Source organism: Prosthecobacter sp., from assembly GCF_020439865.1.
In the GTDB taxonomy this organism is placed as follows: domain Bacteria; phylum Verrucomicrobiota; class Verrucomicrobiia; order Verrucomicrobiales; family Verrucomicrobiaceae; genus Prosthecobacter.
The window spans coordinates 1-25,493 of record NZ_JAGRPF010000051.1 but is presented as its reverse complement, the minus strand read 5'-3'; the positions used below and the strand labels follow the sequence as shown (position 1 = coordinate 25,493).

Genomic DNA, 25,493 nt, shown 5'->3' with positions numbered 1-25,493 from the left:
CTCCACGAAGAGGGGGTTTGTGTTGGCTTCAAAAACTCCACTTCAGACCCGCCACCAAACCGCGGCCAGGAAGAGGCACGCGTTCTTTGAGGAAAGACGCGTGCTCACGTGCATCCTCATTGGTGAGGTTCATGCCTTTGACATAGAGATCCATGGTCGTCCGGCCTTGGATGATCCGATAGGTCAGGCTCAGGTTGACCAGAAAGTAGCTGGGCGTGCGAAACTCATTGGCGGCCAGCCGGTCCTGAGGGGCGGCGTAGATGCCTTCCAAACGGGCCCCGAACGACCCATGCTCGAAGATCAGCGCGTTCGTCAGGTGAAACGGAGGAATGCGCGGCAGCGAACGGCCGGTGCTGGCATCGCGCGCACGCACGACGTCCGCCTTGACCTGCCAGTGCAGATTGGTGGACGCCTGCTGCTCTTCCGACGTGATGGGATGCAGCAGGTGAAATGTCGTCTCCAGTTCAGCTCCCAGAAACTGCGCCTGCGTGGCCCGGTAGCGTTGTTCCGGTGTGTCTCCGATCAGGTCTCCATCGGTGTCGATCATGACTCCGGTGGGAAACTGGCCGATGAAGTCACGATACCGCGTGTGATAGCCGCTCAGGCTCCCCGTGACCCAGCCCGTGCGCTTGCGCAGGTTCAAATCGAACCCGAGCGAACTCTCCGCTCCCAAACCGGCATCTCCCACCAGAAACGAATCGGTGGCCACATGCCTGCCATTGGCAAAAAGCTCCTGGCTCGTCGGCGCACGCTCCGCGTGGGTGATCGTGAAGGCGGCGGAATACTCATCATTCGGCGTGTAAACAAAGCCAACGGAGCCGCTCAGATTTTCGAACGTACGTGTTTGTGCCGGACCGAAAACAGGATTGCTCCGGGACTCCACACCGACGTGATCATACCGTCCGCTGAACTGGAAGCTCAACGTTCCTCGTGTGACTTCTTCAAAGAAGAACATCGCGTTCGAGGCGGTGATCGTCGGCGGCATGAAAGCCTCCGCGCCACCAACGAAAAAATCGCTGCGTTCGGACTGGAGACCCACCACGCCCTCCATACCTGCGATCTTTTCATGCTTCACCTCCACGCGTGCATCATAGCCGTCATTTTTGAATTCGGTGTTGTCCATGCCGCTCTCGAACTCCGTGTGCTCGTAGTCCGACCAGGCAAACCGGTAGCTGATCTCCTTGATGCGCGGCAGCGGTCGGTAAAACGCACCACGCACATCCAGGCGCGTCTGGCTCATGTCGATGAATACATCGCTGTCGGCGGGTGAGGCATAGTTGTTGTGATATTCCGTCCAGGAGAATCCAAAGAAGCCTTCATCCCAAACATAGCTCAGACCACCGGACACACCCTCTGTCCGTAGATTGCTGTTCGGCATGACCTTGTTCGGTTCCGGAGTGCCGGCTGGCAGCGGATTAAGCTCCTGCTCACCCACCGTCCGCGCATTGCCCGGGATGCGAAAATCCTCGGCTGCTCGCGTGAAGGCCTCCACATGAAATGCCAACCCCTCCCAGCCCCCTTCGAGCATCACATTGGTCTGATAACCGTTGTCCACCGAGGTATGGCGCCCGCCCATCGAACCACGGATCGTACCATCCAGCTTTTCATCTACGATGCGTCCGTCGATTGCGTTCACCACTCCCCCGATGGCATTGGAGCCATAAAGCAGCGTCGCCGGACCACGAACCACTTCAACCGACTTCAAATTGGCCGGTTCAAAACTCAAGGCGTGATCAGGGCTGGCCGCCGAGGCATCGAGTGTGTTCAGTCCGTTCTGCAAAACACGCACACGGTCGCCATCCTGACCTCGGATGATCGGTCGGCTCGCCGCAGGACCAAAATACGAACTGCTCACGCCCGGCATCTGCGCCAGCGTCTGTCCCAAGGTCGGCTCAATGGCGAGATTCAGATCCTGCCCGCTCAAGGCCGACGCTGACTGATCCAAGGGGGGGGCAAGAGGTGCTGAGATGACCATCTCATCCATCACGATCCCTTCCTCGTTCTGATGAAGGAGGAAGTCTCGATGTTCTTGGGCGGCTGTTTTGGCCGAATTCAGGCCAAAAACAACCAGCAACAAAACCAAGCGACGATTTAGAAGGTCATCCGTGAAAAGCATTGCTGCTCTTTATTGCAACAATATTACTCTTGCAATTAATTTGTATTTAATACGCAATTCGAACCTCCACCCTCATTGACTCTTCTTATTTTAAGTGTTCTTATGAACACGTGAAAGTATCTACACTTCAACTTCGAGCACTCCTTCACGAACGCTTTCCCAATGCAGCTCCTGTTTTTCACCATTCTAAGCTCGCAAGCTCCTGCCCCGCCTTGGTCCCCGGCAGGCTCGTGGAAATCGTGGGCTTGGCCACCAGCTTGGTAATACAGCAGTTCCTTCATGGGCAAAAAGCCGCCCTCATTGATGGTGCGGATGCTTTCGAGCCTGCCAGTCTCAATGCTGCGGACCTCCTGCGCCTGCTCTGGATCCGCTGCAGCAAGGCCAGTGAGGCGATTCGCGCCGCCGATCTGCTCCTACGGGACGGCAATCTGCCGATCGTACTCATAGATCTGCGACTGCTGCCGCAACGTGAGCTTTTCGCGCTGCCCTCCAGCGTCTGGCACCGCCTACGCATGCTCGCCGAGCGTGGTGGTGCTGCGGTGGCGGTGTTTTCGCCATGCAAAATCGTCGCGTGTGCAGCGCAACGCTGGATGTCGGATGGCAGACATTCTCCCGCATCCATCGGACTTGCAGCATGACGCAGCTTTCACCCGTGCCTTATCATGTTTGCCGCTTGGTGGCTTCCAAGATTTGTCCTGCAGGCGCTGCGTGTGATCCAGCACGAGCGCACCGCCGTCCTGGCACTGCAACGTGACAGTCCTGATGATGCCAGACTGCTCGACGTCTCGGCATCAGCCGAAAATGAAGGCGCGCGGATTGGTATGACAGTTTCCCAAGCGCAGGCACGCTGCCCGCGGCTGCGGTTGCTTTATCGCGATGAAAAGGCGGAGCAGGAATTGCAATCCCGCCTTCTTCACCTCGCCGAAAGCTGGACGCCCGATTACGAATCCACCAGGCCCGGCCTGTGTGTGCTGGATCTCACGCACAGTCGCCTGCGTGACGCCTGGAATGATCTCGGCTTGCAGATGCACCACGACGTCATCTCCATCACGAATGAAGCGCGCGTCGGTCTCGCGGAGAAAGCCGATCTCGCCGTGCTCGCCGCACACATCGCCGATCCTGTGCGCGTGATTCACGATGGCAAAGAAGCGCTGCGTGAACTGCCTCTAACGATTCTTTGCCAAAATCCTGATCTCCTTCACCTGCTGCACCTGTGGGGGATGAGCACGCTGGGACAATTCGTGGCTCTGCCAAAGAGTGAAATTACCCGCCGTCTCGGAACCGAAGGTCTCGCGCTGCACGACCTCGCTCATGGTGGCAAAGACCGCCTGCTGCGTCTCGTCCGCCCGCCGGTGTTGTTCCGCGAAGAAGCCGAAATCGAATCACCCATCGAATGCCTGGAACCGCTCATGCACCTCCTGCGCGGAATGATTGGGCGACTTTGCACACGTCTCGCCGGCATGTGGCGTGTTGCGGGCGCATTGCTGCTGCATCTGCGTTTTGATGATCGCAGCATGCATGAGCGGCATCTGCGCATCGCAGAACCCACTCGCGATGAAGCCGTCCTGCTGCGTCTTCTCGAAACCTCGCTCGAAAGCCTCAAGGCCGCCGCCCCGGTTGTCTTCGTCGCATTGGAAATCACACCCGTGCGTGCTTCCGCCAGCCAGGGCAGCCTTTTCGATCAAGGCCTGCGCGACCCGAACCGTTTCGCCGAAACACTCTCCGCCATAGAAGCACTGCTCGGCAAAGGACGTGTCGGTCGCACCGAGTTGCTGCCGTCGCGTCGGACGGATGCGTTTCGCGTGGTGAATTTCCTCGAAGCTCCCGCAACACCCGTTCCTGAATTGCAAAAGAGCCCTCCCCTGCTGCGCTTTCGACCGCCAAAGCCGGTGCGGCTTTTCTGGCATGATCAGCGTCCGGTGACACTGCATCTAGATCATGAAACCATGCCGCTCATCGCCGCCAGCGGCCCATGGTTTCTCTCCGGCGAGTGGTGGGATGTCCAGCAGGCTTGGCAGCATGAAATTTGGGATGCGTCCACGGAGGACGGCACGCTTTACCGGCTCGTGCGCGATCATCACTCATGGCGTGTGGAGGGCATGTATGCCTGACTTTGTCGAACTTCACGCCCGCAGCGCCTTCTCTTTCCTGCGGGGTGCCTCGTCACCCGAGGAGATGGTCACACGCGCAGTCGAACTGGGCATGACACATCTCGCATGCACCGATCGCGACGGCGTTTACGGCTCCGCACGCGCACATCATAAAGCAAAAGAACTTGGCCTTCAGGCGATCGTCGGCTGCGAACTCACGATGGAATGCGGCTGCGTGCTGCCCGTGATCGTGCGCACGCGGACCGGTTATCAAAACCTCTGCCAGATCCTCACACAGGCACATTTGAGCGCCGCGAAGGGCGAAAGCCGCGTCTCGTGGTCTGCGCTGGAAAAATTCGCCAACGGTCTCACCGTACTCACCGGTGATGAAGATGGCATTTTGAATCAAGACGAACCTCTGGAGAGCTTGGAGAAGCTCAAGCTCTTGTTCGGAGCACAGCACGTCTTCGTCGAAATCTCACGCCACCGCGTTCCTCGCGAAAACATCCGCGTGCGCAGGCTCTGTGATCTCGCGCAGGCTGCAAATCTGCCCGTGATCGCCTCTAACGCGCCACTCTATGCGAAACCTGATGGACGCATGCTGCAGGATGCCTTCACCGCGTTGCGACATCACACCATCCTTGATGAAGCAGGTCTCCTTCTCGCACCAAACTCCGAGCGCTGCCTGAAATCCGCTGCGCAGATGCGCGAACTGTTTGCGGACATGCCGGATGCCATCACAAACACGCTGCGTGTGGCCGGGAGCGTCGAGTTCAGTCTCGAAAACCTCGGCTATGAGTTCCCACAGTATCCCACGTCACCGGAACATTCGCAGGACAGCTTCCTGCGCGAACGCACCGACATCGGCGCACGTGAACGTTATCAAAAAATCACACCCGAGGTGCGGCGGCAGCTGGACCACGAACTCGCGCTCATTTCCAAGCTCGGTTTCAGCGGCTACTTCCTCGTCGTCTGGGACATTGTTCGCTGGGCCAAACAGAACGGCATTCTCGTGCAGGGCCGCGGCAGTGCGGCGAACAGCGCGGTGTGTTACAGCCTCGGCATTACGAATGTCGATCCCATCGCTCAACGTCTGCTGTTTGAGCGCTTCCTGAGCGAAGGCCGCAGTTCATGGCCGGACATCGATCTCGATCTTCCGAGCGGCGATCAGCGTGAACGCGTCATCCAGGAAGTGTATCGCCGCTTCGCACCGCATGGAGCCGCGATGACGGCAAATGTCATCACCTACCGCGGCCGCAGCGCCATGCGCGAGATGGGCAAGGTGCTGCACCTCCCACAAGACGTCATCGAGCGTTTCAGCGATCTCTATGCGAACGGAGACTTCCCGCACACTCTGAAGCTCGATGAGCAAATCCGCCGCGCCGGTCTGCCACAAGGACACCCACGCCTGCCTGCGTTGATCAAGCTCTACCACCTCGCCTATGGCCTGCCGCGCCATCTGGGACAGCACAGCGGCGGAATGGTTCTCTGCACCGCAGGTTTGGACAAAATAGTTCCTCTGGAGCCGGCGAGTATGCCGGGACGCGTCGTCGTGCAGTGGGACAAGGACGACTGCGAGGATCTTGGCATCATCAAGGTGGACCTGCTAGGCCTCGGCATGATGGCGGCGATAGAAAAGACGATCGAAGTCAGCGCCTCACGCGGCAGACCTGTCGATCTCGCTCAACTCCCGAAGGATGATCCCGCCACCTTCGAGATGATGCAGCGGGCGGACACCGTGGGCGTTTTCCAGATCGAAAGCCGCGCACAGATGGCCACGTTGCCGCGCATGAAGCCGGCGTGCTTCTACGATCTCGTCGTCGAAGTCGCCATCATCCGGCCCGGCCCCATCGTCGGCAAGATGGTGCACCCATACCTGAACCGCCGCAGCGGCAAGGAGCCCATCGACTACATCCATCCCGACTTCGAGCCTGTGCTCGGTCGCACGCTCGGTGTGCCACTGTTTCAGGAGCAGGTGCTCAAGATGGCCATGATCATCGCCGACTTTTCCGGCAGCGAAGCGGAGGAACTTCGCCGCGCGATGAGCTTTCACCGCAGCGAGGAGCGCATGACGAAGGCGCTCGACAAACTCACCGCCGCGATGACTCGCAAAAGCGTCGATCCCGCCATTCAGGATCGCATCGTGAAAAGCATTCGCAGCTTTGCCCTCTACGGTTTCCCGGAAAGTCATGCCATCAGCTTCGCCCTGCTCGCCTACGCCAGCGTGTGGCTCAAAGTGCATCGTGCCGCAGAGTTCTATGCTTCTCTGCTCAATTGCCAACCGATGGGCTTCTACTCCAGCGCCACGCTCGTGCGTGATGCGAAGCAGCACGGCCTGCGCATCCTTCCCGTGTGCGTCGTCGCCTCCGAGATCGAATGCACCGTCATAGACGATGAAACGCTTCGACTTGGCTTGAATCAACTGCGTGGTGTGAGTCGTGCCTCATTGACACAAATCATCGAGCAAAGAAAAAAGGCGGCATGGAAACACACGAACGACTTCCTGAAGCGATGCGCCCTTGCCAAGGACGAACGCCGCGTGCTTGCGCAGGCCGGAGCGCTCAATGCTCTCGGCCATCATCGTCGCAGTGCTCTGTGGGAAGTCGAAGCACCGCTGCATGACGACCTTCTCAACGGCCTCGAAGGCTCATGCGAGCCCCCCTTGACGATGATGACCCCCGGCGACCGACTGGAGAGCGATTATCAAACCACCACGCTCACCGTTGGACCACATCCCATGGCACTCGTCCGCTCACAGATTCCTTGTGCGGTGACAGCCGCAGGCTTGAATACCATGCGCAACGGCCCGCGTGTGACGATCATCGGAATGGTCATCTGCCGCCAGCGCCCCGGCACGGCGAAGGGGCACTGCTTCATCAGTCTCGAAGATGAAACTGGCATCGCGAACGCCTTCGTACCGAGTGAACTCTTCGAAAAACGCCGTCTTGTCATCACCCAGGAGCCATTTTTGAAGATCACGGGCAAACTCCAGCGCGTGGACGGCACCACGACTGTGCTCGCCCAAACTATCATCGCCTACCGCTACGACGAAACACGTCGTGTAAGCGTCAAGTCACATGACTTCGGGTGACTGAGTCGCTCAGGTTCCACAAAACGTTTGATACGATTCCTGCTCCGAAGGCTGGCTGTATTCAGGCATGTCCTGCGCGTGATCGAAGGGATCGGCGAGCACCGTCAGCAAACGCTGCATGGGATTCAGATCGCCATGATCTGAGGCGGCGCTCAGCGCTTCCTCGACCTTGTGATTCCGCGGGATGAAGGCGGGATTGCTGCGTCGCATCAGCTCAGTCACTTCCTCGGGTGATTGCGGCTGTCGTTTGAGCCGCTCGGACCAGCGCTGATGCCATTCCATCGGTTCTAGGCGACCATTCGTCAGATCGCGAAAAGTGTTGGTGAAGTCGGCCTTCGTATCCCGCATCCACTCAAGCAGGGATTGGATCAACTCCGTGTCATCGGCTTCTTCCGTGAAGAGTCCCAGTTTGGCACGCATGCCAGCAAGCCAGTGATGTTTGAACCGGCCCTCGAATTTCGAAATCAGGCCGTTGGCGATTTCGACGGCCTGCTTTTCATCATCATGGAACAACGGCAGCATGGCCTCGGCAAGCCGTGCGAGATTCCACTGCGCGATGTGTGGCTGGTTACCATACGCGTAGCGTCCGTTGCGATCAATCGAGCTGAACACCGTGGCCGGATCATAGGCGTCCATGAAGGCGCAGGGGCCATAGTCGATCGTCTCGCCGCTGAGCGCCATGTTGTCCGTGTTCATCACGCCATGGATGAAGCCTACGTGCATCCATTTCGCGAGCAGCGGGGCCTGGCGTTCCATCACAGCTTCAAACAAGGCGTCGTATCCATCATCGATCTCCGGGTAGTGACGCTGCCTCGTGTGATCCGCGAGCGCCTTGAGCACCTCCTTCTCTCCCCGGGCCGCCGCATACTCGAAAGTGCCCACGCGGATGTGACTGGCCGCCACACGCGTCAGCACGGCACCGGGCAGTCCCCCATCCTGCCGCCAGACTTTTTCACCGGTCGCTGCCACAGCAAGGCTGCGCGTCGTCGGGATGCCCAGCGCGTGCATCGCCTCGCTGATGATGTATTCGCGCAGCATCGGCCCTAATGCAGCGCGACCGTCACCACGACGCGAGAACGGCGTTGGCCCAGGCCCTTTAAGCTGGATGTCAAACCGTTCGCCGTTTGGCGTGATTTGTTCGCCTAGCAGGATCGCGCGCCCATCTCCCAACATCGTGAAGTGAGCGTATTGATGGCCTGCATAAGCCTGCGCCAGCGGTTCGGCACCGGGCGGCAGTTCGTTGCCTGCAAAGACCGCCGCATCGTCCAAGGCATCGGCATTCAAACCCAACGATTCCGCCAACGGGCGATTCAATACCACCATCTTCGGTTCAGGCACCGGTGTCGGATCGATCCGCACATGAAACGCCTGCGGCAGCCGCGCATACGAGTGATCGAAGCGCCAACCGGTTGGCGGAGAAGAGGGGTCAGAAGAAGCGGGCATGAAAGGAGAGCACTTACCCCAGAGATGCGCTGCCGCCATCCTCGCGGTTGCGAATTTCATCATGAAATGCTGTCCCGCTCTTGGCCTGGCGGACATTCGGTGCAAACTGCTGGGGATGGCCACGAAACGTCCCAAGAAAGCCACGCGCGCCAAGCTTGAGTTGAAGCAACTCATCGCTGGCGAAGCGACTGCCGACCTGCGTCAGATTCAGACCGTCATCGCCAAGGTGCAGATCGCCATCGCCGATTACTTGCAATCCGGCGCGCCGCTCAAAATCACGCTCAATCCCGTCGAAATTCTCAGCGCCATCGAGGCCGCCATTCGCGAGGCCGAAGGCCAGCCCAGTCCATGGCCGGACGGCGCCGACGCGCGCACCTTTTTCATCCACGGCCTCTACGACGACCTCATCCAGCAGCCGAGCAACATCTTTGAGACCAAACGCTTCCCCGACGGCACCGAGCGCTACCTCCCGATCAGCCCGGCCACTTGGAAGGCCTGCTTGGAAAAGCTGCGCAGCCAGATCATTGAGGCGGGGCTGAAACTGGAAAAGAAGACAAGTAGGCGAAAGTAACCCGCTGAAGGCCAAATTCGCAATCAAGTTGCAACAACAACGGTTGACGGCTACTGGTCCCCAACCAGTCACCGCCATGAAAACCACCCTCGCAGTTCTTGCGCTGCTGTTCTCACTCGGCCACGCCGTACTTCAGGCCGCCCCGCTCAAAGTCGCTTCGCTGCACCCCATCGTGTCAGATCTGGCTCGGCAGGTCGGGGGTGCGAACGTCGAGGTCATCGACATTCTCAAACCCGGCGGCGACATCCATCACTTCGAGCCCGCGCCCAAGGACATCGCGGCGATGCGCGGCTCCAAACTGCTGCTCGCCTCCGGCAAGGAACTCGAAACCTACCTCGACAAGCTGCGCGACAGCCTCGGCAGCGGTGTCAAACTCGTCGAGGTCGGCGAAAAAATTCCTTCCATCCCCTTCGTCTGCCATGAGGAGCACGACCATGCCGAGCACGATCATCACCACGGCGAGTTCGACCCGCATTGGTGGCACAGCGCCGAAAACATGAAGCGCGCCGCACGCATCATGTCCGATGTACTCAGCGCCGCCGATCCCGCCAACGAAGCTGCTTACGAAGCCGGAGCCAAAGCGGCCTCCAAGCGCTTCGACGAACTCAAAAAATGGGCCCAGAAGGAAGTCGCCAAAATCGACCGCAAGGATCGCAAGCTCGTCACCGCGCACGCCGCCTTCGGCTACTTCTGCAAGGAGTTCGGCTTTGAATCCATGTCCGTGCTCGGCATCGGCCGCAATGATGACGCTTCATCCAGCCACATCGCCGAAACGATCGAGGAAATCCGCGAGCATGGCATCAAGGCCATCTTCCCCGAAGATCAGGCCAATCCCAAGGTGCTCGCCGAAATCGCCCGCAGCACAGGCGTGAAGATCGGCGACCCGCTCATCGCCGACGGCACGGCGAAGAACGCGCACACCTTTGAGACCATGCTCGCCCACAATGTGCGCGCCATCGTCGCCGCCCTGGCCCCGGCCTCCGCGAACTGAACCATGCGCGGATTTCCTCCCATTCAGATCTTTCTGCTCGTGCTAACGTTCATCGTGCTGGCCGTGCCGTTGAGTCATCTGACGGGTAATGCGCCGGTCAAACCGGTCGCCAGACCGGAGAAGAAGGAGGAACTGACGGTGAAGGCGCTCCTGCGTCTGCGCTATGCCCATCGTCCCACCCGGCTCAGCCTCAAAATCGACGATAAGGAACTGATCACCGAGATTGGCGAGTCTCCCATGGAAATCGACGCGAAGGTTGCTTCACCCAAGGAGGGTTTTGACGTCTTCCTGAACGCGACGTGGCCGGACAACACGCCCGACACCGCCGTCACGCTCGAGATCGAACCCGATGGCCTTGATTCACGCAGCGAGACGCGCTGGTCTTCAGCAGGAACCTTCGACGAAGTCATCACCTTCTCCTGGAAATGAGTGCCGCAGCCTCCCATGACCATACCAAGGAGCACGTCTGCTGGGGCGGCGGCTGCAAGCATACGCAACACCATCGCCTCGAGGTCATCGATCTCGGTGTGCAGTATCAGGAGGTGCGGGCGCTGGAAAAAATCAATTTTGCCACTGAGTGCGGACGCAGCATGGCATTGATCGGCCCGAACGGCGCCGGCAAAAGCACGCTGCTCAAATCTCTCGCAGGGCTCATCGCCGGCGACAGCGGCAAGATCCTCTGGCGTGGCAAACCGCTCACCCGCAGCAGCCATGAAATCGCCTACCTGCCGCAACGGGGCGACATCGACTGGAACTTTCCCATCACCGTGCGCGGTCTCGTCGAAATGGGACGCTATCCGAACCTCGGCTGGTGGCGCCAGTATTCGCGCCACGATGCCGACATCGTCGAGCGTGCACTCACCAGCATGGAACTGCGCGATCTTCAGGACCGCCAGATCAGCGCGCTCTCCGGCGGCCAGCAGCAGCGCGCCTTCATCGCGCGTGCGCTCGCCCAGGAAGCTCACGTTTTGCTTTTGGACGAACCCTTCACCGGTCTCGACAAACCGGCGCAGGAAAATCTGAGCCGCCTGTTCAAGGAACTTACCGCCGAAGGCCGACTCCTCATCGCCAGCCATCACGATCTACAGACGGTCAAGGGCAACTTCGACGACGTCCTGCTCATTCGCCGTCATCAAATCGTGTTCGGCCCTGTCGCCGAGGCATTCACGCCCGCGAACGTCGCCAGCGCCTACGACAACCCGGATCAGGCAATCCGAAACTAGACCCGCATGCCGCTGCCCACGATCACCGACTTCCTCGCTGAACCCATCGCCAAGCGCGCGCTGCTCGCATGCTTGATGATCGGCTTCGCCAACGGATTCGTCAGCGCCTTCGTCGTGCTACGCAAGTCGGCGCTCAAGATCGGTACCATCTCGCACTCGCTGCTTCCCGGCCTCGCCGTCGCCGTCCTGATCGCCGGTCTTTCGCAATGGAGCGCGCTTGTCGGTGCCATCTTCGCCGCGCTCATCGTCGGTCTCGGCTCGATCTTCCTCTCACGCACGTCGCGACTGGATCAGGACACCGCCATGGGCGTGCTCTACACCACAGCCTTCGCGGTCGGCCTGCAGATCCTGCGAGGTTTGAACGTGCGTCAGAAACTCGATGAGTGGCTTTTCGGCAGCATCATCGGCATGGCCGACTCGGATTTGTGGATCGCCTTCGGTATCAGCGCCATCGCCGTTATCACGCTCACCGCGCTGCAACGACCGCTGATTATCTACCTCTTCGAGCCCAACATTGCCGCCAGCCTTGGTGTTCCGGTTCGACTGCTGAACTACGCCACCTTCGCCGTCACGATCCTGGTGCTCGTGTCATCCTTGCAGGCAGTCGGTTGCATCCTCAGTGTCGGCCTCATGGTGGCCCCGGCCGCCACGATGTATCTGCTGACCAACAACGCCCGCGCCCTTTTCTGGGGCGGCGGCATCCTGGGTGCCCTCGGCTCCATGATCGCCTTCTTCCTCGCCTATCCGCTCGGCTGGAGCCCCAGTTCCACGATCGTCATCGTGCTCGGCTCTTTCTTCCTCCTCGCCTACATCTTCAGTCCAAAATACGGCCTGTTCAGCAAACGAGGAAGTGTGGCGTAACACCAAGGATTGGGGGACTCCGTCCCCCTTCTGGTTTTCAAACTGGGGGACAGAGTCCCCCGCTCCTTGATCACTTCGCAGGAAGCACCTGCACTGCGTCGAGATGCACATTGCCACCCGCACCGGTGGTGCGGAAGATGACCGCGGCTTCTTCGCCTGCATTGAACTTGAAAGTGCCGAGGCTGTAAGCGCCCTGAGGCAGCGGAGCCTTCTTCGTCTGGTCCACCGTCTGCGTCTTCTCACCGTCGGCGCTCAACACGGTCACCGGCGCAGCCTTCGCGCGATTTTCATGCGGCTGGAAGAAGATGCGGACCTCGTAGTTGCCGCTCTGCTTCACGCTGAAGGCAAAGCGAGCGCTGGCGCCCTTTTCACTGCCATAGCTGTAGTATTCGCCGACAAAAGGCTTCAGGCCTTCACCGTGGGCCCACTTGCCGTTCAGTTCCGCCTCTTTGTCGTCAATGACGATGCCTACGAGCTTCGCGGGATTGATACCGTCCTGCGCCACTTCGGGCAACTTCTTCGCATTAGCGGGCATGTAGAGATTGCCTTCGAGGGTGTCGCGACGCATCGCGCCGGGCTGGCTCATGAGGTCCTTCAGGATGTCGAGATACTGCTCATAAACACCGCGCGGTGTGGTGTGATGGCGCACGCAAATCCAGGCAGCCTTGCCGACGACCTCTCCCATCATGCCGCATGTACGCATGACGCGAGTCGAGCCAAGCGCATGACGCTCCACGCTGATCGTGCGACCGGCCATGAAGAGGTTGCCGATGTCCTTCGAGTAGAAGCAGCGGTAGGGCACCGGATAGCCGTTCTTGCGATCCGTGTGCTTGCCGAATTCAGCGCGGCTGATGAAGGGATTGTCAGGGAAGTTCTTCGCATACTGCTCCTTCGGGTAATGAAGGTCCTGATCCCAAGTCGTCGGCACGCAGCCGTCCGGATAGATGACACCTTTCACCATGTCCTCGCCGTTGAGGATCATGTCACCGACGATGCGGCGGCTTTCACGCGGGCCGCCAATGAACGCGAGCCAGGTGAGATCGTAATCGGCATACTTGTCGGCTTTGAGCGTCTTCAACGCCGACACCGCGCCATAGACTGCGCGGAAGTTGTGATCGCGGATGAGTTCGAGATCATTGATCGGGTGCTTGTCGAAGCCGCTTTCCCAGAACCACTCACCGTGAACGTACTCCTCGGGATTTGGCACCGGATTGTAGCCGAGATCGAAGCCGGACTGGTTCGCCGCATTCTTTTTGCCGACAGGAGCCATCGCCTTCGGTTCCGGGAAGTCTTCCAACGTGAGAGGCAGCGCCCAAGGCGTCTTCGGCCATGAGACAGGTTTGTGCAGGTTCTTCATGACCCACATGTTGCTCATGCCCATGCGACCTTTTTCCTCCATCATGAACTCCGCCCCCGCCAGCGCGCCCACGGTGCCGTGACCGGTGCAATCCACGAACAGCTTGCCGACGAACCGCGTCTCCGTGCCGGTCTTCGTGTTCAAACCGATCACGCTGCGGATGTTCTTGCCGTCCTTGGCCATCTCCACGCCATAGACATGCGTGTTGAGGAAAAGGTCCGTCGTCTTCTCCGCACGCACGGTGTCCTCCTTGAGCTTGTCATTGAACTCCTGCGGATCCGCCGCCGGGCTGTTGCTGGCGCGGTCGGCGAACTCCTCCACGATCTCGCCCAGATGCGGATACAGGCCGCGACGCGTGCCGCCCTGTGCCCAGACCTGAATCTCGCTCGATCCATTGCCGCCCAGCACGGGGCGATCCTGAATGAAAGCCACCTTCAATCCCTGACGTGCTCCCGAGATCGCCGCGCCCATGCCGGAATAACCACCACCGACGACGACGAGATCATACTCGCTCGTCTCCGGCGCCTTGTCCGGCAGGCCGAGCAGCTCGCGGCGCATCTTGTTCGTCGCTGCAACATCATTCGACGGCGTGAATCCGGCATCGCTGCTCAAAATGAGCGCATCGACGCGACCATCGAAGCCCGTGAGGTCATGCAGCGCGATCTTCGTTTTGCCGGACACCTTCACCGGTCCCGCCTTCTCCCACTGCCAGTCTTTGCCGGTGACACCAAACTCGTGCTTCAGCGTTTCGCCGTTCACGAGAATCTCAAAACGTCCCGGCGTCCCTTTTGCATCCCATGGTCCCACCCAGTTCTTCACACGCGCCCAGAGCGTGTATTCGCCTGCCGGCAGTTCGACTTCCGTTTCCGCGTCCTTCACCGGCTTGCCCATGCCGTGTGCCATCAGGTAGGGCGATCCCATGATGTCGATGAACTGCGTGTCCAGCACCCAGCCGCCGGGATTGGCAAAGGATTCGGCTTCGATCCACTTCGGCTGCGCGCCGGCAGCAGAGATGGCGAGGAGGGAGGCAAAAAGGACGTGTTTCATGACGGTCGGGGTTGGGTGAGACGGGCAGCCATAAACGAACACAGGCTGTTGGCGCAATCAATTCGCTTCTGTTACGGTAACAGCCATGTCCCGCCCCACCCTGGCCGACATCGCCCGTGAGCTGGGCGTCTCAAAGATGACCGTCTCCCGCGCGTTGCGCGGCGGGAAGCACGTGTCGGGCGAATTGCGGGACCGAATCGTCAAAACAGCCGCCCAGCTCGGTTACCAGCCGGATCCCGAAATCGCCAAGCTCATGACGCACATGCGGCGCGTGCGCAAGGCCGCCTCACCTCGCACGCTCGCCTTTATCTGGGCGGAACGTGAGCCGGGAGAAATTGCGAAGTCATCGTGGTCGCAGCAACTCGTGCTCGGGGCGCACCGACAGGCGAAAAAACTCGGCTTCCAGCTTGAGGAGTTTCATCTGGAATCACGAGGAATGACGGCGCGCCGCCTGTCCGGCATTCTCGAAGCACGCGGCGTTCCCGGCTTCATCCTTTCGCCGCTGGTGTCACGCAGCCGCGGTCATGTCTCGATGGCCTGGGAAAAATTCAGCAGCGTCGTCATCGGCCTCGGCTTTGCGCGCCCGCAACTTCATCGCGTTCATCACCATCATTACCTCGGCATGATGACAGCGCTGCGCATGCTGAAGAAGCAGAGATACAAACGCATCGGCTTCTACTGCGGCAGCACAATCAACGAACGCATGTTCCGCGCGTGGTCGGCCAGCTTTCTGGCGCATCACCCCATGACTGATCCGGGCAAACTGCTGGCCCTGCGCAAAACCACCTCACGCGCGGACTTCCTCAAATGGCTGGATGTCGCGAAACCTGACGTGGTGATCGACGCAGGTCACGTAGTTAAAAACTGGCTCGAAGCAGTGCCCAAGAACCGCCGACCGCGCCACATCACGCTGGCCTGGCGCTCCGACGAACCGAAGGTTGCCGGAATCGACCAGAAGGCCGGCGTTCTCGGCGCCGCCGCCGTCGATCTCCTCGTGACGCAGTATCAGCAAAACGAGCGAGGCGTTCCTGACTCGCCCAAGATTGTCATGACCGAAGGCGTGTGGCGGACAGCCCACGATTGACCATGAGTGCCGAACCCAGCCGAGGCGGCTAGTATTTCTGTGGTTTGGGTGACTTCCAGGGCTGTTTCGTGATCCTCTCGCAGCAAAGGGGAGGAATGCTGACGTGATCAAGCGACACGTCGAATGCCTCACGAGAACACTTTGATCCAAACGAACGATTTCCGCCAAAATATGCATTGGATCGAATGCAGCTGCCACCAGATCAATGGTCCTGCAAACACCCTCAAGAAGCGCCCCATCATGCCGGTCGTCTTCGCAATCACACGAACGAAAGCCGAAGGCGCCGTGAAGGATGCAACGAAGACCGCAACTGATGAGGGGAACCTTTGCCTTCTTTTCAGCCACATTGAACACATCAATCCACACATGTGCGCCTCACCCCCCTCAGGGCACAACGCAATTTACCCCGCAGAGGGGACATGGCCGGCTGCAAGCACAAGCGAATATAAGGCATGCACAAGACTACTGCGTCATTCATCACACGAATGATGAAGGGTGTGCTGAATAAAACCGCATGAAAGCCCCACATCACCCTCGCTCAAGTGACAGCAGTCCTGTCCGGACAACTGCCGCTGAAGAATTGCTCACCCGAGCACTGATGAACCGCAAACTTAAGCGGCCCGTCAATCACCTCGCCGAATCGTCGGCATTTGATCTTTGCAGCAACAGCGTCCTCAACCGCGCGAAAGCGTGATCTTACCATGATGAAAAAGACCGAAACACCGAACTCCGCCAATTGGAAACTGTTGATGCTCACCGGCATGCTGTCCGCTGTTTTACTGAGCGGATGTCATGAGGGACATGCGGAGGTGCATGAGCACGACGAGGAAGAGTCAAAGCTGATCGTGACCCGACCACTGAAAAAGGACACGATCGTCACGCGTGACTACGTGTGCCAGATCCATTCCATCCAAAACATTGAGATTCGAGCCTTGGAACGTGGCTATCTGGACGCAACCCACGTCAAAGAAGGCCAACGAATCAAGGAAGGCGCGCCGATGTTCAAGATTCTGCCGCTTGTTTACCAGGCCGAGTTGAGAAAGGCGGAAGCTGAGGCCCGTGTCGCCGAAGTGAAATACCTGAACACAAAACGACTGGCGGACAGCAAGGTGGTTTCCGAGCAGGAACTGGCGATCGCAAAGGCCGAACTGGAGAAGGCCCAGGCGGAGGTGAACCTGGCCCAAACACATCTGGGCTTCACCAACATCAAAGCTCCGTTTTCCGGACTGCTTGACCGCCTGCTCGTGCGGCAGGGTAGCCTGGTGGAAGAAGGCGACCTGCTGACCACCTTGTCCGACAACAGCGAGATGTGGGTCTACTTCAACGTCCCTGAGGCCGAGTATCTGGACTATGTCTCCCAAGAACAGCCTGAGGAAAGAAAGGCCGTCGAACTCGTCATGGCCAACGGCGCGACGTTCAGGCACCGGGGAAAAATCAACGCGATCGAGGCGGAGTTTAACAACCAGACCGGCACCATCATGTTCCGGGCCGATTTCCCGAATCCCGAAGGTCTTCTCAGACACGGCGAGACCGGCAACATTCAGATGAAAAAATTGGTCAAAGGTGCGCTGCTGATCCCGCAGAAGTGCACCTATGAAATCCTGGACCACCACTATGTGTTCGTCGTGGACAAGGACGACATCGTGTCGCAGCAGCGCATCCAGATTGAGGAGGAACTGGAAGATCTTTTCATCGTCAGCGACGGTCTGAACGAGAACGACAAGATCGTCCTGGAAGGATTGAGGCACGCCCGAAACGGCGAGAAGGCCCAGTATGAATTTGAGGAACCGGCGGAAGCCATCAAGCACCTGAAGCTCCGGGCGGAATAACCATCCCATCTGACCATGTTTACGAAGATCCTGCACAGGCCTGCACTGGCCATCGTGATCTCGCTGATCATCCTGTTCCTGGGCACGCTTTCGATCGTCACGCTGCCCATCTCCCAGTTCCCTGACGTGGCCCCCGTGGTGGTCATGGTGACTCTGGACTACCCCGGCGCGAGCGCGAAAGTGCTCGAAGAGTCGTGCCTGATTCCGCTCGAGCGCTCCATCAACGGGGTGCCGGACATGAAATACATGACCTCCGACGCCACCAGCGCGGGCGAGGCGACCATTCAGGTCATCTTCCACATGGGCACCGATCCCAACCAGGCGACGGTGAACGTGATGAACCGCGTCAACCAGGTGATGAGCCGCCTTCCCCCGCTGGTTCAGCGGGAGGGCATCATCGTGATGAACCTCACTCCGAACATGCTGATGTTCGTGAACCTCTACAGCACGGACAAAAACGCGGACATGAAGTTCCTGTTCAACTACGGGTACATCAACCTTGTGCCGGAGCTGCAGCGCACCCGCGGGGTCGGATTCGTCAAGATCCTGGGCACACGTCAGTACGCGATGCGAATCTGGCTCAAGCCGGACCGCATGCGCGCCTACAACGTCGCCACAGAGGAGGTCATGGAGGCGCTCAAGGAGCAGAGCATGATCGGATCTCCCGGACGAATAGGACGAGCAGACAGCAAGACCTCGCAGTCATTGGAATATGTGCTGACTTACATAGGACGATACAATGAGGCCGAGCAGTATGAAAACGTCATTCTGCGGGCGACTGAGAAAGGGGAGCTGCTGCGCCTCAAAGACGTGGCCTCAGTCGAACTCGGCAGTGAGTTCTATGATCTTTATTCAGATATCGACGGTCATCCTTCCGCCGCCATCGTGATCAAACAGAGCTTTGGCACCAACGCCCACGAGGTCATCAAGGAGCTCAAGGAGAAACTCGGGGAGTTCAAAAAGGACATGTTCCCTCCGGGCATGGACTACGAGATCAGTTATGACGTGTCGAACTTCCTCGACGCATCCATTGAGCAGGTGCTCCACACGCTGATCGAGGCATTCGTCCTCGTGGCTCTGGTGGTGTTCGTGTTCCTGGGAGACTGGCGTTCCACTCTCATTCCGACCCTCGCCGTGCCGGTCTCGTTGGTGGGCGCCTTCTTCCTGATGCAGCAGTTCGGCGTGACCATCAATCTGATCACGCTCTTCGCGCTGGTGCTGGCCATCGGCATCGTGGTGGACGACCCCATCGTCGTGGTAGAGGCCGTGCACGCCAAGATGCATGGAACCGACATGTCGCCGTATCGTGCGACACAGATGGTGCTGCACGAAATCTCCGGTGCCGTAATCGCGATCACGCTCGTCATGACCGCCGTGTTCGTTCCAGTTACCTTCATGAGCGGTCCTGTGGGTGTCTTCTACAGACAGTTCTCCATCACCATGGCGGTGGCGATTGTACTATCGGGCGTCATGGCACTCTCACTCACGCCGGTCTTGTGCGCCATGATCCTGAGAAAGCCGGACCATCATCACAGCCCCAAAGGGCCGATCGGGTGGTTGCTCCATGGCTTCAACATCGTGTTCGAGAAAGTCACCGACATTTACGTCGCGCTTCTCAAACGGATCGTTCATCGCCGAATCCTGACGTTCGGCGTTTTGGGAGCGGCGGCGGCGGCCATCTATTTCATCAACCAGCAGCTCGCCGCCGGATTCATCCCGGCGGAAGACCAGGGCATGATCTATGCGATTCTACAGACTCCTCCCGGATCAACCCTGGAGAGAACGTATCAAAAGTCCGTCGAACTGGAGAAGATCGCCAAGCAGATCGAGGGCGTGACGTCTGTGACGTCCCTCGCAGGTTACGAAGTGCTGACCGAAGGCCGTGGTTCCAACGCCGGCACCTGTCTGATCAACCTCAAGAACTGGTCGGAGCGCAAAAAAACAGCGCCTGAAATCATCGCTGAACTGGAGGAGAAGTGCAAAGAGATCGCCGGTGTGAACCTCGAGTTCTACGAACCTCCGGCAGTGCCCGGCTACGGCGCGGCCGGCGGCATTTCGTTCCGAATGCTGGACAAGACCAACACCGGCGACTACGACCGGCTGCAGGTGGTGACCAACGAGTTCATGGAGGCGCTGCTCAAGCGCAAGGAGCTGCGCGGTGTGTTCACGTTCTTCAGCTCAGCCTATCCACAGCAGGAGATCATCATCGACAACAAGGTGGCGATGCAAAAAGGCGTCTCCATCGGCAAGGCGATGGACAATCTTGGCATCATGATCGGAAGCACCTACGAGCAGGGCTTCATCAAGTTCGGCCAGTTCTTCAAGCTGTATGTGCAGGCCGAGCCCAAGTACCGCAAACTGCCGAAGGATCTCCAGGATCTGTATGTCGCCAACGACAGGGGCGAGATGGTTCCCTATTCAGCCTTCATGAAACTGGTGCCAAAGCAGGGCCTGAATGAGATCACCCGATACAATGTCTACCCGGCTCCGACCATTCAGTGTGCTCCCGCTGACGGCTACAGCAGCGGCGATGCGATCAAGGCGATCGAGGCTGCGGCGAAGGAAGTCCTGCCGCGCGGCTTTGGCATCGGCTGGCTCGGCCTGTCTTTTGACGAAGTCGCGCGCGGGAACGAATCCATTTACATCTTCATCATCGTTCTGGCCTTCGTTTACATGGTGCTGGTGGGCCAGTACGAAAGCTTCACCCTGCCCATGGCTGTAATTCTCTCGCTGCCCATCGGTGTGATGGGTTCCTTCCTCCTTTTGAAAGGCATGGGATTGAACAACGACATCTACGCGCAGGTGGGCATCATCATGCTTGTGGGCCTCCTGGGCAAAAACGCGATCCTGATCGTCGAATTTGCCCAGCAAAGGCATCAAGAGGGGCTCAGCATCCTCGAGGCGGCCATCGAAGGCGCCCGGGTGAGGCTCCGGCCGATTCTGATGACCTCGTTTGCGTTCATCGCCGGCATGGTTCCGCTGCTTCGCGCGCACGGTGCAGGAGCCATCGCCAACAAAACCATCGGTGCCTCGGCGGCCGGCGGCATGTTCCTGGGAACGATGATGGGCCTGCTGGTGGTTCCCGGACTGTATTACATTTTCGGAACAATCGCCTCCCGAGGGAAACTCCTCCCTGACGAGTCCGAAACACCGCTGAGTGAACGAGGAGAGTACGACTGACACTTTAAAATGAAGATCAAATCCATGAAAAAGAGTTTTCTGACAGCAGGTGCCATGTGCCTGTTCCTGACGGTCCAGGGGTGTGTTTCACTCAAACGAGGCGGCCTGCCGATGAGTGACCCGCCCCTGCCTGCCAAGTACCCCATCGCCGAAGCTTCGAAGAACACCGCATTGGTAGGCTGGCGGGAGTACTTCAAAGATCCCAACCTGACCTCCCTCATCGGCACCGCATTGGAGAACAACCAGGAGCTGAACATCCTCCTGCAGGAGATCGCAGTGTCCAAGAGCGAGGTGCTGGGACGCAAGGGGGCCATTTTCCCATTCCTCACCTTCGGCAGCAGCGCCGGCCTGGACAAGGTGGGACGCTACACGCGTGACGGAGCAGTCGAAGACAACATCAACAATGAGATCAAGCCGGGCGGCAAGATCCCTTCTCCTCTTCCCAATTTTGCACTAGGTGCAGATTTCGAGTGGGAGGTGGATATCTGGCGAAAGCTCCGCAATGAGCGGGACGCGGCGATTCTGCGTTACCTTGCCACCCAGCAAGGGCGGAACTTCATGGTGACGAACATCGTCGCGGAGATCGCCAACTCTTATTACGAGCTGCTCGCACTGGACAACCAGCTGGCCATTCTCAAATCCATGATTGAGGTCCAGCAAAGCGCGCTTGAAGCGGTGAGACTGCAGAAGGCGGGCGGGCGTGTGACTGAACTCGCAGTGAAACGATTCGAAGCCGAAGTGCTGAAGAACCGAAGCCGTCTCTATAAGATTCAGCAGCAGATCATCGTGACGGAAAACAAGCTCAATTACCTCGCCGGTCGCTATCCTCAGCGGGTCAAACGCAGCACCTCGGGTTTCGACAACCTGATGTTGACCGGTGTACATGCAGGACTGCCGGCGGAGTTGTTGCGGAACAGACCTGACGTCCGTCAGGCGGAAATGGAACTGGTGGCAGCCGGTCTGGAGGTAAAAGCCGCCGCCGCGCGTTTCTACCCGTCTCTCAATATATCCGCTGCACTCGGCTTGAACTCCTTCACTCTGGGATCCGCATTCAATGCGCCGGCATCCGTCATCTATGGTGCCGCTTCGAACGTGATGGCTCCGCTGATCAACAGGAGCGCCATCAAAGCAGCCTACAACGGCGCTACCGCGCGCCAGGTGGGAGCGATCTACACCTACCAGCAGACTGTCCTCAAGGCTTACGTCGAGGTCGTGAACCAGATGGCTCAAATCAGAAACTACAGCCAGAGCTTCAACCTCAAGAGCCAGCAGGTGCAGGCGCTCTATGACTCCATCTCGATCGCCGGGCAGCTCTTCAACAACGCCCGGGCGGACTACACCGAAGTGCTGTTCACCCAGCGTGACGCGCTCGAATCGAAACTCGATCTCATTGAACTCAAGCAGCAGCAGCTCAGCGCCTATGTGAAGGCATACAAAGCTCTGGGCGGCGGCTACAATCGTGACAGCGGCTCAGGAAACTCCACCAAAATGGCCATCCCGAAGGTTGCCGGAACCCTTCGTGGCGGAACCTAGGATCAAGTAAAGCAAGCGACACAGGATACATTGACGCAGCCTCATGTGTGGCTTTGATCCAGCTTCCAACATGAAAAAGCATCTCCTCCTCGCCGCTCTCGCCCTCGCCGTTTCCATTCCTGCCCTCGCGGAGGACTGGGTGTCATTGTTTGATGGCAAGACGATGGCAGGCTGGAAGAATCCGTATGACTGGGGACAAATCGAAGTCGTGAACGGCGAGATTCACCTAACGGGCGAGAAGAAGTTCTTTGTCGTGACCGAGAAGACCTACGGCGACTTCATTTTTGAAGCCGACATCCTGCTGCCCGAAGGCCAGGCGAACAGCGGCTTCATGTTCCGTGCGCATGTTGAGAAGAACAAGGTCTTCGGCTATCAGGCCGAGGTGGACGGCGACCCGAAGCGCAAGTGGAGCGGCGGTTTGTATGATGAAGGCCGCCGCATGTGGTTCATCAGCCCGATCAAGGGCAACAAGGAGAGCGAAGACGCCTTCCGTGCCCGTGCGGGCGATGCATTCAAGCGCAATGACTGGAACACCTACCGCATCGAGTGCCGCGGCAAGAGCCTCAAGATTTTCGTCAACGGCGTGCTGACGACCGGCGTGGAAGACGACGTCGACGCCAGCGGCGTGATCGCCATCCAGCATCACGGCGAGAAAGGGCAGACCTACAAGTTCCGCAACCTGCGAATTCAGGAACTGAAGTAGTCCTCACAGCCCCGTCATCGCATCCATCACGCGCTGGCTAAATTCGGAGACTGTCTTGCCATCAAGGTAATGGTTCACCATGAGCGCGTAGCAGAATTCCCCACCGGATTTGCTCTGCGCGAAGCCGGTGTAGGTGCGGATGCCGGACATGGCACCGCCTTTCCAGCGCAGGCCGTCTTTCGCGAGCAGCGAGTCCTTGTACGCAGCACCCTGCGGCCCGGTTCCGGCGAGAAACTGCAGACGGGCGAGATCGAGCGGGCGAATGAAATCGGCACGTGCGAGGCCGCAGCCGTCTTCCATGCGCAGCCCGATGAAATCGAGGCCGCGAGGTTTCCAATGCTCACGAATCACCACATCGGGCGCTTTGCCAGCCTTCACGCCGAGCATGCGATAGACGCATTCGGTTTCTTGGTTGTCGGAAGTGGCGTGGATGCTTTTGATGATTTCAATCAGCGGCGGCGAATCGTGTTTGATGAGTTCGTGCTTGGGTTCGGCCTCGCTGACCTTGCCCCCGCCGATTTGAACACCTTGGGCAGCCAGTATTTGACTGAACTGATGCGTGGCAAAGCGCACGGGATCAGGCACGGCGCCGTTCACCCCAAACTTCTCCGCACCCAGCGGCACGGTGCCGCGCAGGTGAATCGCGTTCGTTTTCTCACCGCCATGAATGACGACACCATCACCGGAATCCTTGGCGCCGGTGGTGACTTCGTTGCTCCAATCGACCTCCGGCACGTCGACACTGATGCCCAGCAGTGTTGCCGGTGAGCCGACTGTTTCGCCTGCGCGAAAAGCGAGCGCGTATCGGTTGTGATTCAGATTGAGACCGGCCACGCCGCTGCCGTAGCCGTTGCCGATATCGCCCCAGTTCCAAAAGTCGCCGTAGAGACTGCCGGAGAAGATGCGGGCATCACCACGCACACGACCGGTGACCATGCGCAGGCCGCGCTTCTTCAGTTCTTTCGCCCACGTCTCCAAGTCTTCCATCGACAGCATCGGATCACCTCCACCAACGATGACGAGATCACCACGGAGAACACCCGCTTCGATGGGCGCGGTGGCTTTGAGCGTGGTCGAGAAATGAAAGTCCGGGCCAAGGATCTCAAGTGCGGTGGCGGTGGTGAGTGTTTTGAGACTGGACGCAGGGATGAAGGCCGTCTCCGCATGGTCCTCCTCCACCACCTCGCCTTTCGAGTCGATGAGGCAGAAGCCGACGGCAGCTCCGGCGAGCGCCGGATTCGCACGCGCTTCGTTCAGCAACGACGCCAGTTCAGGAAAACGCGGTGCTGGTGGCTCCGGGGGCGCAGGCACGGGCACAACCTCGCGACGCAGCAGCAGCAAAGCGGCCAGGGCGGAGGCCAGCAGCATGAGAATGATGTTTTTCAGCATGGGCTGATTGTAACCGGAAACGACATAGGACCAAGCCCGGCGAAAGCCGGGAATTGCGGAACTTCGGTGAACGGCTCTAATTCGCCGCCATGAAACCCGAGAAAGTGAAGTTCATGCTGATGGCCGCCGACATGAAGCGTGCCGTGGCTTTTTACCGTGATGTGATCGGCCTCGACGAGATTTTTGTGAGCGATTTCTGGACTGAACTTCGTCACGGCGATGCCATCATCGCCCTGCATGGAGGCCACGACGGCTCGCGAAATCCGACGGGACTCAGCTTTCAATACGGGGACGTGCTGGCGATGGCGGACAAGATCGCCAGGGCAGGCGCCAAGATCCTGCAATCCCCCCAGCAGCGCGAAGGCGAACCGATCCTGCTGGGTGTCTTCCGCGATGCCGAGGGGAACGAGGTGTTCATCACTCAGTATGTTGGGTGATTGTGGATTGCAGAGGCCGGATTGCGGATTATTCAAAGCAGCCCCGATGCAAACCTCCTTCATTCCCACGCTTGATGCCCTCCCGGCGCGCAAATCGCCGCTGATGGAGCGGTTTGCGGCGTTGCTGGAGCCCAAGGCACCGGCGCAGATCGAGGCGATGGCGCGCGAGTCGCAGATCATCACGCGGCGAAATTTTGGGAAGACGATGCGGCTGTTCGCGCCGCTGTATGTCTCGAACGAATGCGTGAACAACTGCAGCTACTGCGGCTTCTCGCGCGACAACAACGCGATCCTGCGCGTGACGCTGACGGTGGATCAGGTCATCGCCGAGGCAAAGCATCTCGTCGAGCAGGGCTTCCGCAACATCCTGCTCGTGGCGGGCGAGCATCCGCGCTTTGTCAGCGAAGGTTATCTCGAGGAGTGCATCCGTGCGCTGCGTGACTTGGTGCCGACGATCGGCATCGAGGTCGGACCCATGGAGGCGCCGGAGTATGAGCGTATGGTCAAGGCGGGTGCAGAAGGCCTCGTCGTCTATCAGGAGACCTACG

At 59.0% G+C, this 25,493-nt stretch carries 19 protein-coding genes; 15 read left to right on the top strand and 4 right to left on the bottom strand.

Annotated elements, in window-relative coordinates; all coding sequences use genetic code 11:
* Positions 1-28: 28 nt before the first annotated feature.
* Positions 29-1,945 (bottom strand): TonB-dependent receptor, encoded by a 1,917-nt coding sequence (locus tag KDL09_RS04775; RefSeq protein ID WP_294382052.1) that lies wholly within the window; start codon positions 1,943-1,945, stop codon positions 29-31.
* Between the two features lie 383 nt (positions 1,946-2,328).
* Between KDL09_RS04775 and KDL09_RS04770 the strand changes: the two genes are divergently transcribed.
* The 3 genes from KDL09_RS04770 to KDL09_RS04760 are packed head-to-tail and all read left to right on the top strand — an operon-like array spanning position 2,329 to position 7,297.
* On the top strand, positions 2,329-2,754 hold the full coding sequence (locus KDL09_RS04770) for a hypothetical protein (protein ID WP_294382049.1): 426 nt from the start codon (positions 2,329-2,331) through the stop codon (positions 2,752-2,754).
* A 24-nt stretch (positions 2,755-2,778) separates the two neighbouring features.
* Positions 2,779-4,227, top strand: a complete 1,449-nt coding sequence (locus tag KDL09_RS04765) for a DNA polymerase Y family protein (protein ID WP_294382046.1) — start codon at positions 2,779-2,781, stop codon at positions 4,225-4,227.
* Complete coding sequence (locus KDL09_RS04760; protein ID WP_294382044.1) at positions 4,220-7,297, top strand: error-prone DNA polymerase; 3,078 nt, start codon at positions 4,220-4,222, stop codon at positions 7,295-7,297. Before KDL09_RS04765 ends, KDL09_RS04760 begins: the two co-directional genes overlap by 8 nt.
* A 9-nt stretch (positions 7,298-7,306) precedes the next feature.
* On the opposite strand, the gene KDL09_RS04755 is transcribed toward KDL09_RS04760, so the two are convergent.
* Entirely contained in the window at positions 7,307-8,740 is a 1,434-nt protein-coding gene (locus KDL09_RS04755; RefSeq protein WP_294382041.1) for a protein adenylyltransferase SelO, read from the bottom strand.
* 61 nt (positions 8,741-8,801) lie between these two features.
* Between KDL09_RS04755 and KDL09_RS04750 the strand changes: the two genes are divergently transcribed.
* The 5 genes from KDL09_RS04750 (at position 8,802) to KDL09_RS04730 (ending at position 12,386) form a co-directional block, all read left to right on the top strand.
* Positions 8,802-9,311: a hypothetical protein gene (locus KDL09_RS04750; RefSeq protein ID WP_294382038.1), complete on the top strand. Its 510-nt coding sequence runs from the start codon at positions 8,802-8,804 to the stop codon at positions 9,309-9,311.
* A gap of 76 nt (positions 9,312-9,387) precedes the next feature.
* Positions 9,388-10,302, top strand: coding sequence for a metal ABC transporter substrate-binding protein (locus KDL09_RS04745; RefSeq protein WP_294382035.1), 915 nt, complete (start codon positions 9,388-9,390; stop codon positions 10,300-10,302).
* A 3-nt stretch (positions 10,303-10,305) separates the two neighbouring features.
* On the top strand, positions 10,306-10,731 hold the full coding sequence (locus KDL09_RS04740) for a hypothetical protein (protein ID WP_294382032.1): 426 nt from the start codon (positions 10,306-10,308) through the stop codon (positions 10,729-10,731).
* On the top strand, positions 10,728-11,525 hold the full coding sequence (locus tag KDL09_RS04735; protein WP_294382029.1) for a metal ABC transporter ATP-binding protein: 798 nt from the start codon (positions 10,728-10,730) through the stop codon (positions 11,523-11,525). The genes KDL09_RS04740 and KDL09_RS04735 overlap by 4 nt, the downstream gene beginning before the upstream one ends.
* Positions 11,526-11,531: 6 nt before the next feature.
* A complete protein-coding gene (locus KDL09_RS04730; protein ID WP_294382027.1) occupies positions 11,532-12,386 on the top strand; it encodes a metal ABC transporter permease in 855 nt (284 codons plus the stop codon).
* Positions 12,387-12,456: 70 nt separating this feature from the next.
* Here the strand turns inward: KDL09_RS04730 and KDL09_RS04725 are convergent, their stop codons facing one another.
* Positions 12,457-14,790 (bottom strand): FAD-dependent oxidoreductase, encoded by a 2,334-nt coding sequence (locus KDL09_RS04725; protein ID WP_294382025.1) that lies wholly within the window; start codon positions 14,788-14,790, stop codon positions 12,457-12,459.
* An 85-nt stretch (positions 14,791-14,875) separates the two neighbouring features.
* Between KDL09_RS04725 and KDL09_RS04720 the strand changes: the two genes are divergently transcribed.
* The 5 genes from KDL09_RS04720 (at position 14,876) to KDL09_RS04700 (ending at position 23,119) form a co-directional block, all read left to right on the top strand.
* On the top strand, positions 14,876-15,874 hold the full coding sequence (locus tag KDL09_RS04720; RefSeq protein WP_294382024.1) for a LacI family DNA-binding transcriptional regulator: 999 nt from the start codon (positions 14,876-14,878) through the stop codon (positions 15,872-15,874).
* Between the two features lie 701 nt (positions 15,875-16,575).
* Entirely contained in the window at positions 16,576-17,703 is a 1,128-nt protein-coding gene (locus KDL09_RS04715) for an efflux RND transporter periplasmic adaptor subunit (protein ID WP_294382022.1), read from the top strand.
* 15 nt (positions 17,704-17,718) lie between these two features.
* Positions 17,719-20,883, top strand: coding sequence for an efflux RND transporter permease subunit (locus KDL09_RS04710; RefSeq protein ID WP_294382019.1), 3,165 nt, complete (start codon positions 17,719-17,721; stop codon positions 20,881-20,883).
* A gap of 24 nt (positions 20,884-20,907) precedes the next feature.
* Positions 20,908-22,416 (top strand): efflux transporter outer membrane subunit, encoded by a 1,509-nt coding sequence (locus KDL09_RS04705; RefSeq protein WP_294382017.1) that lies wholly within the window; start codon positions 20,908-20,910, stop codon positions 22,414-22,416.
* 70 nt (positions 22,417-22,486) lie between these two features.
* Positions 22,487-23,119, top strand: a complete 633-nt coding sequence (locus KDL09_RS04700; RefSeq protein ID WP_294382015.1) for a DUF1080 domain-containing protein — start codon at positions 22,487-22,489, stop codon at positions 23,117-23,119.
* A 3-nt stretch (positions 23,120-23,122) separates the two neighbouring features.
* On the opposite strand, the gene dacB is transcribed toward KDL09_RS04700, so the two are convergent.
* Positions 23,123-24,508, bottom strand: coding sequence for a D-alanyl-D-alanine carboxypeptidase/D-alanyl-D-alanine-endopeptidase (dacB, locus tag KDL09_RS04695; RefSeq protein WP_294382012.1), 1,386 nt, complete (start codon positions 24,506-24,508; stop codon positions 23,123-23,125).
* A gap of 89 nt (positions 24,509-24,597) precedes the next feature.
* Between dacB and KDL09_RS04690 the strand changes: the two genes are divergently transcribed.
* Positions 24,598-24,945, top strand: a complete 348-nt coding sequence (locus KDL09_RS04690; RefSeq protein WP_294382009.1) for a VOC family protein — start codon at positions 24,598-24,600, stop codon at positions 24,943-24,945.
* A gap of 46 nt (positions 24,946-24,991) precedes the next feature.
* Positions 24,992-25,493: radical SAM protein (locus KDL09_RS04685; RefSeq protein ID WP_345781071.1), on the top strand; the 502-nt coding region annotated here is incomplete at its 3' end.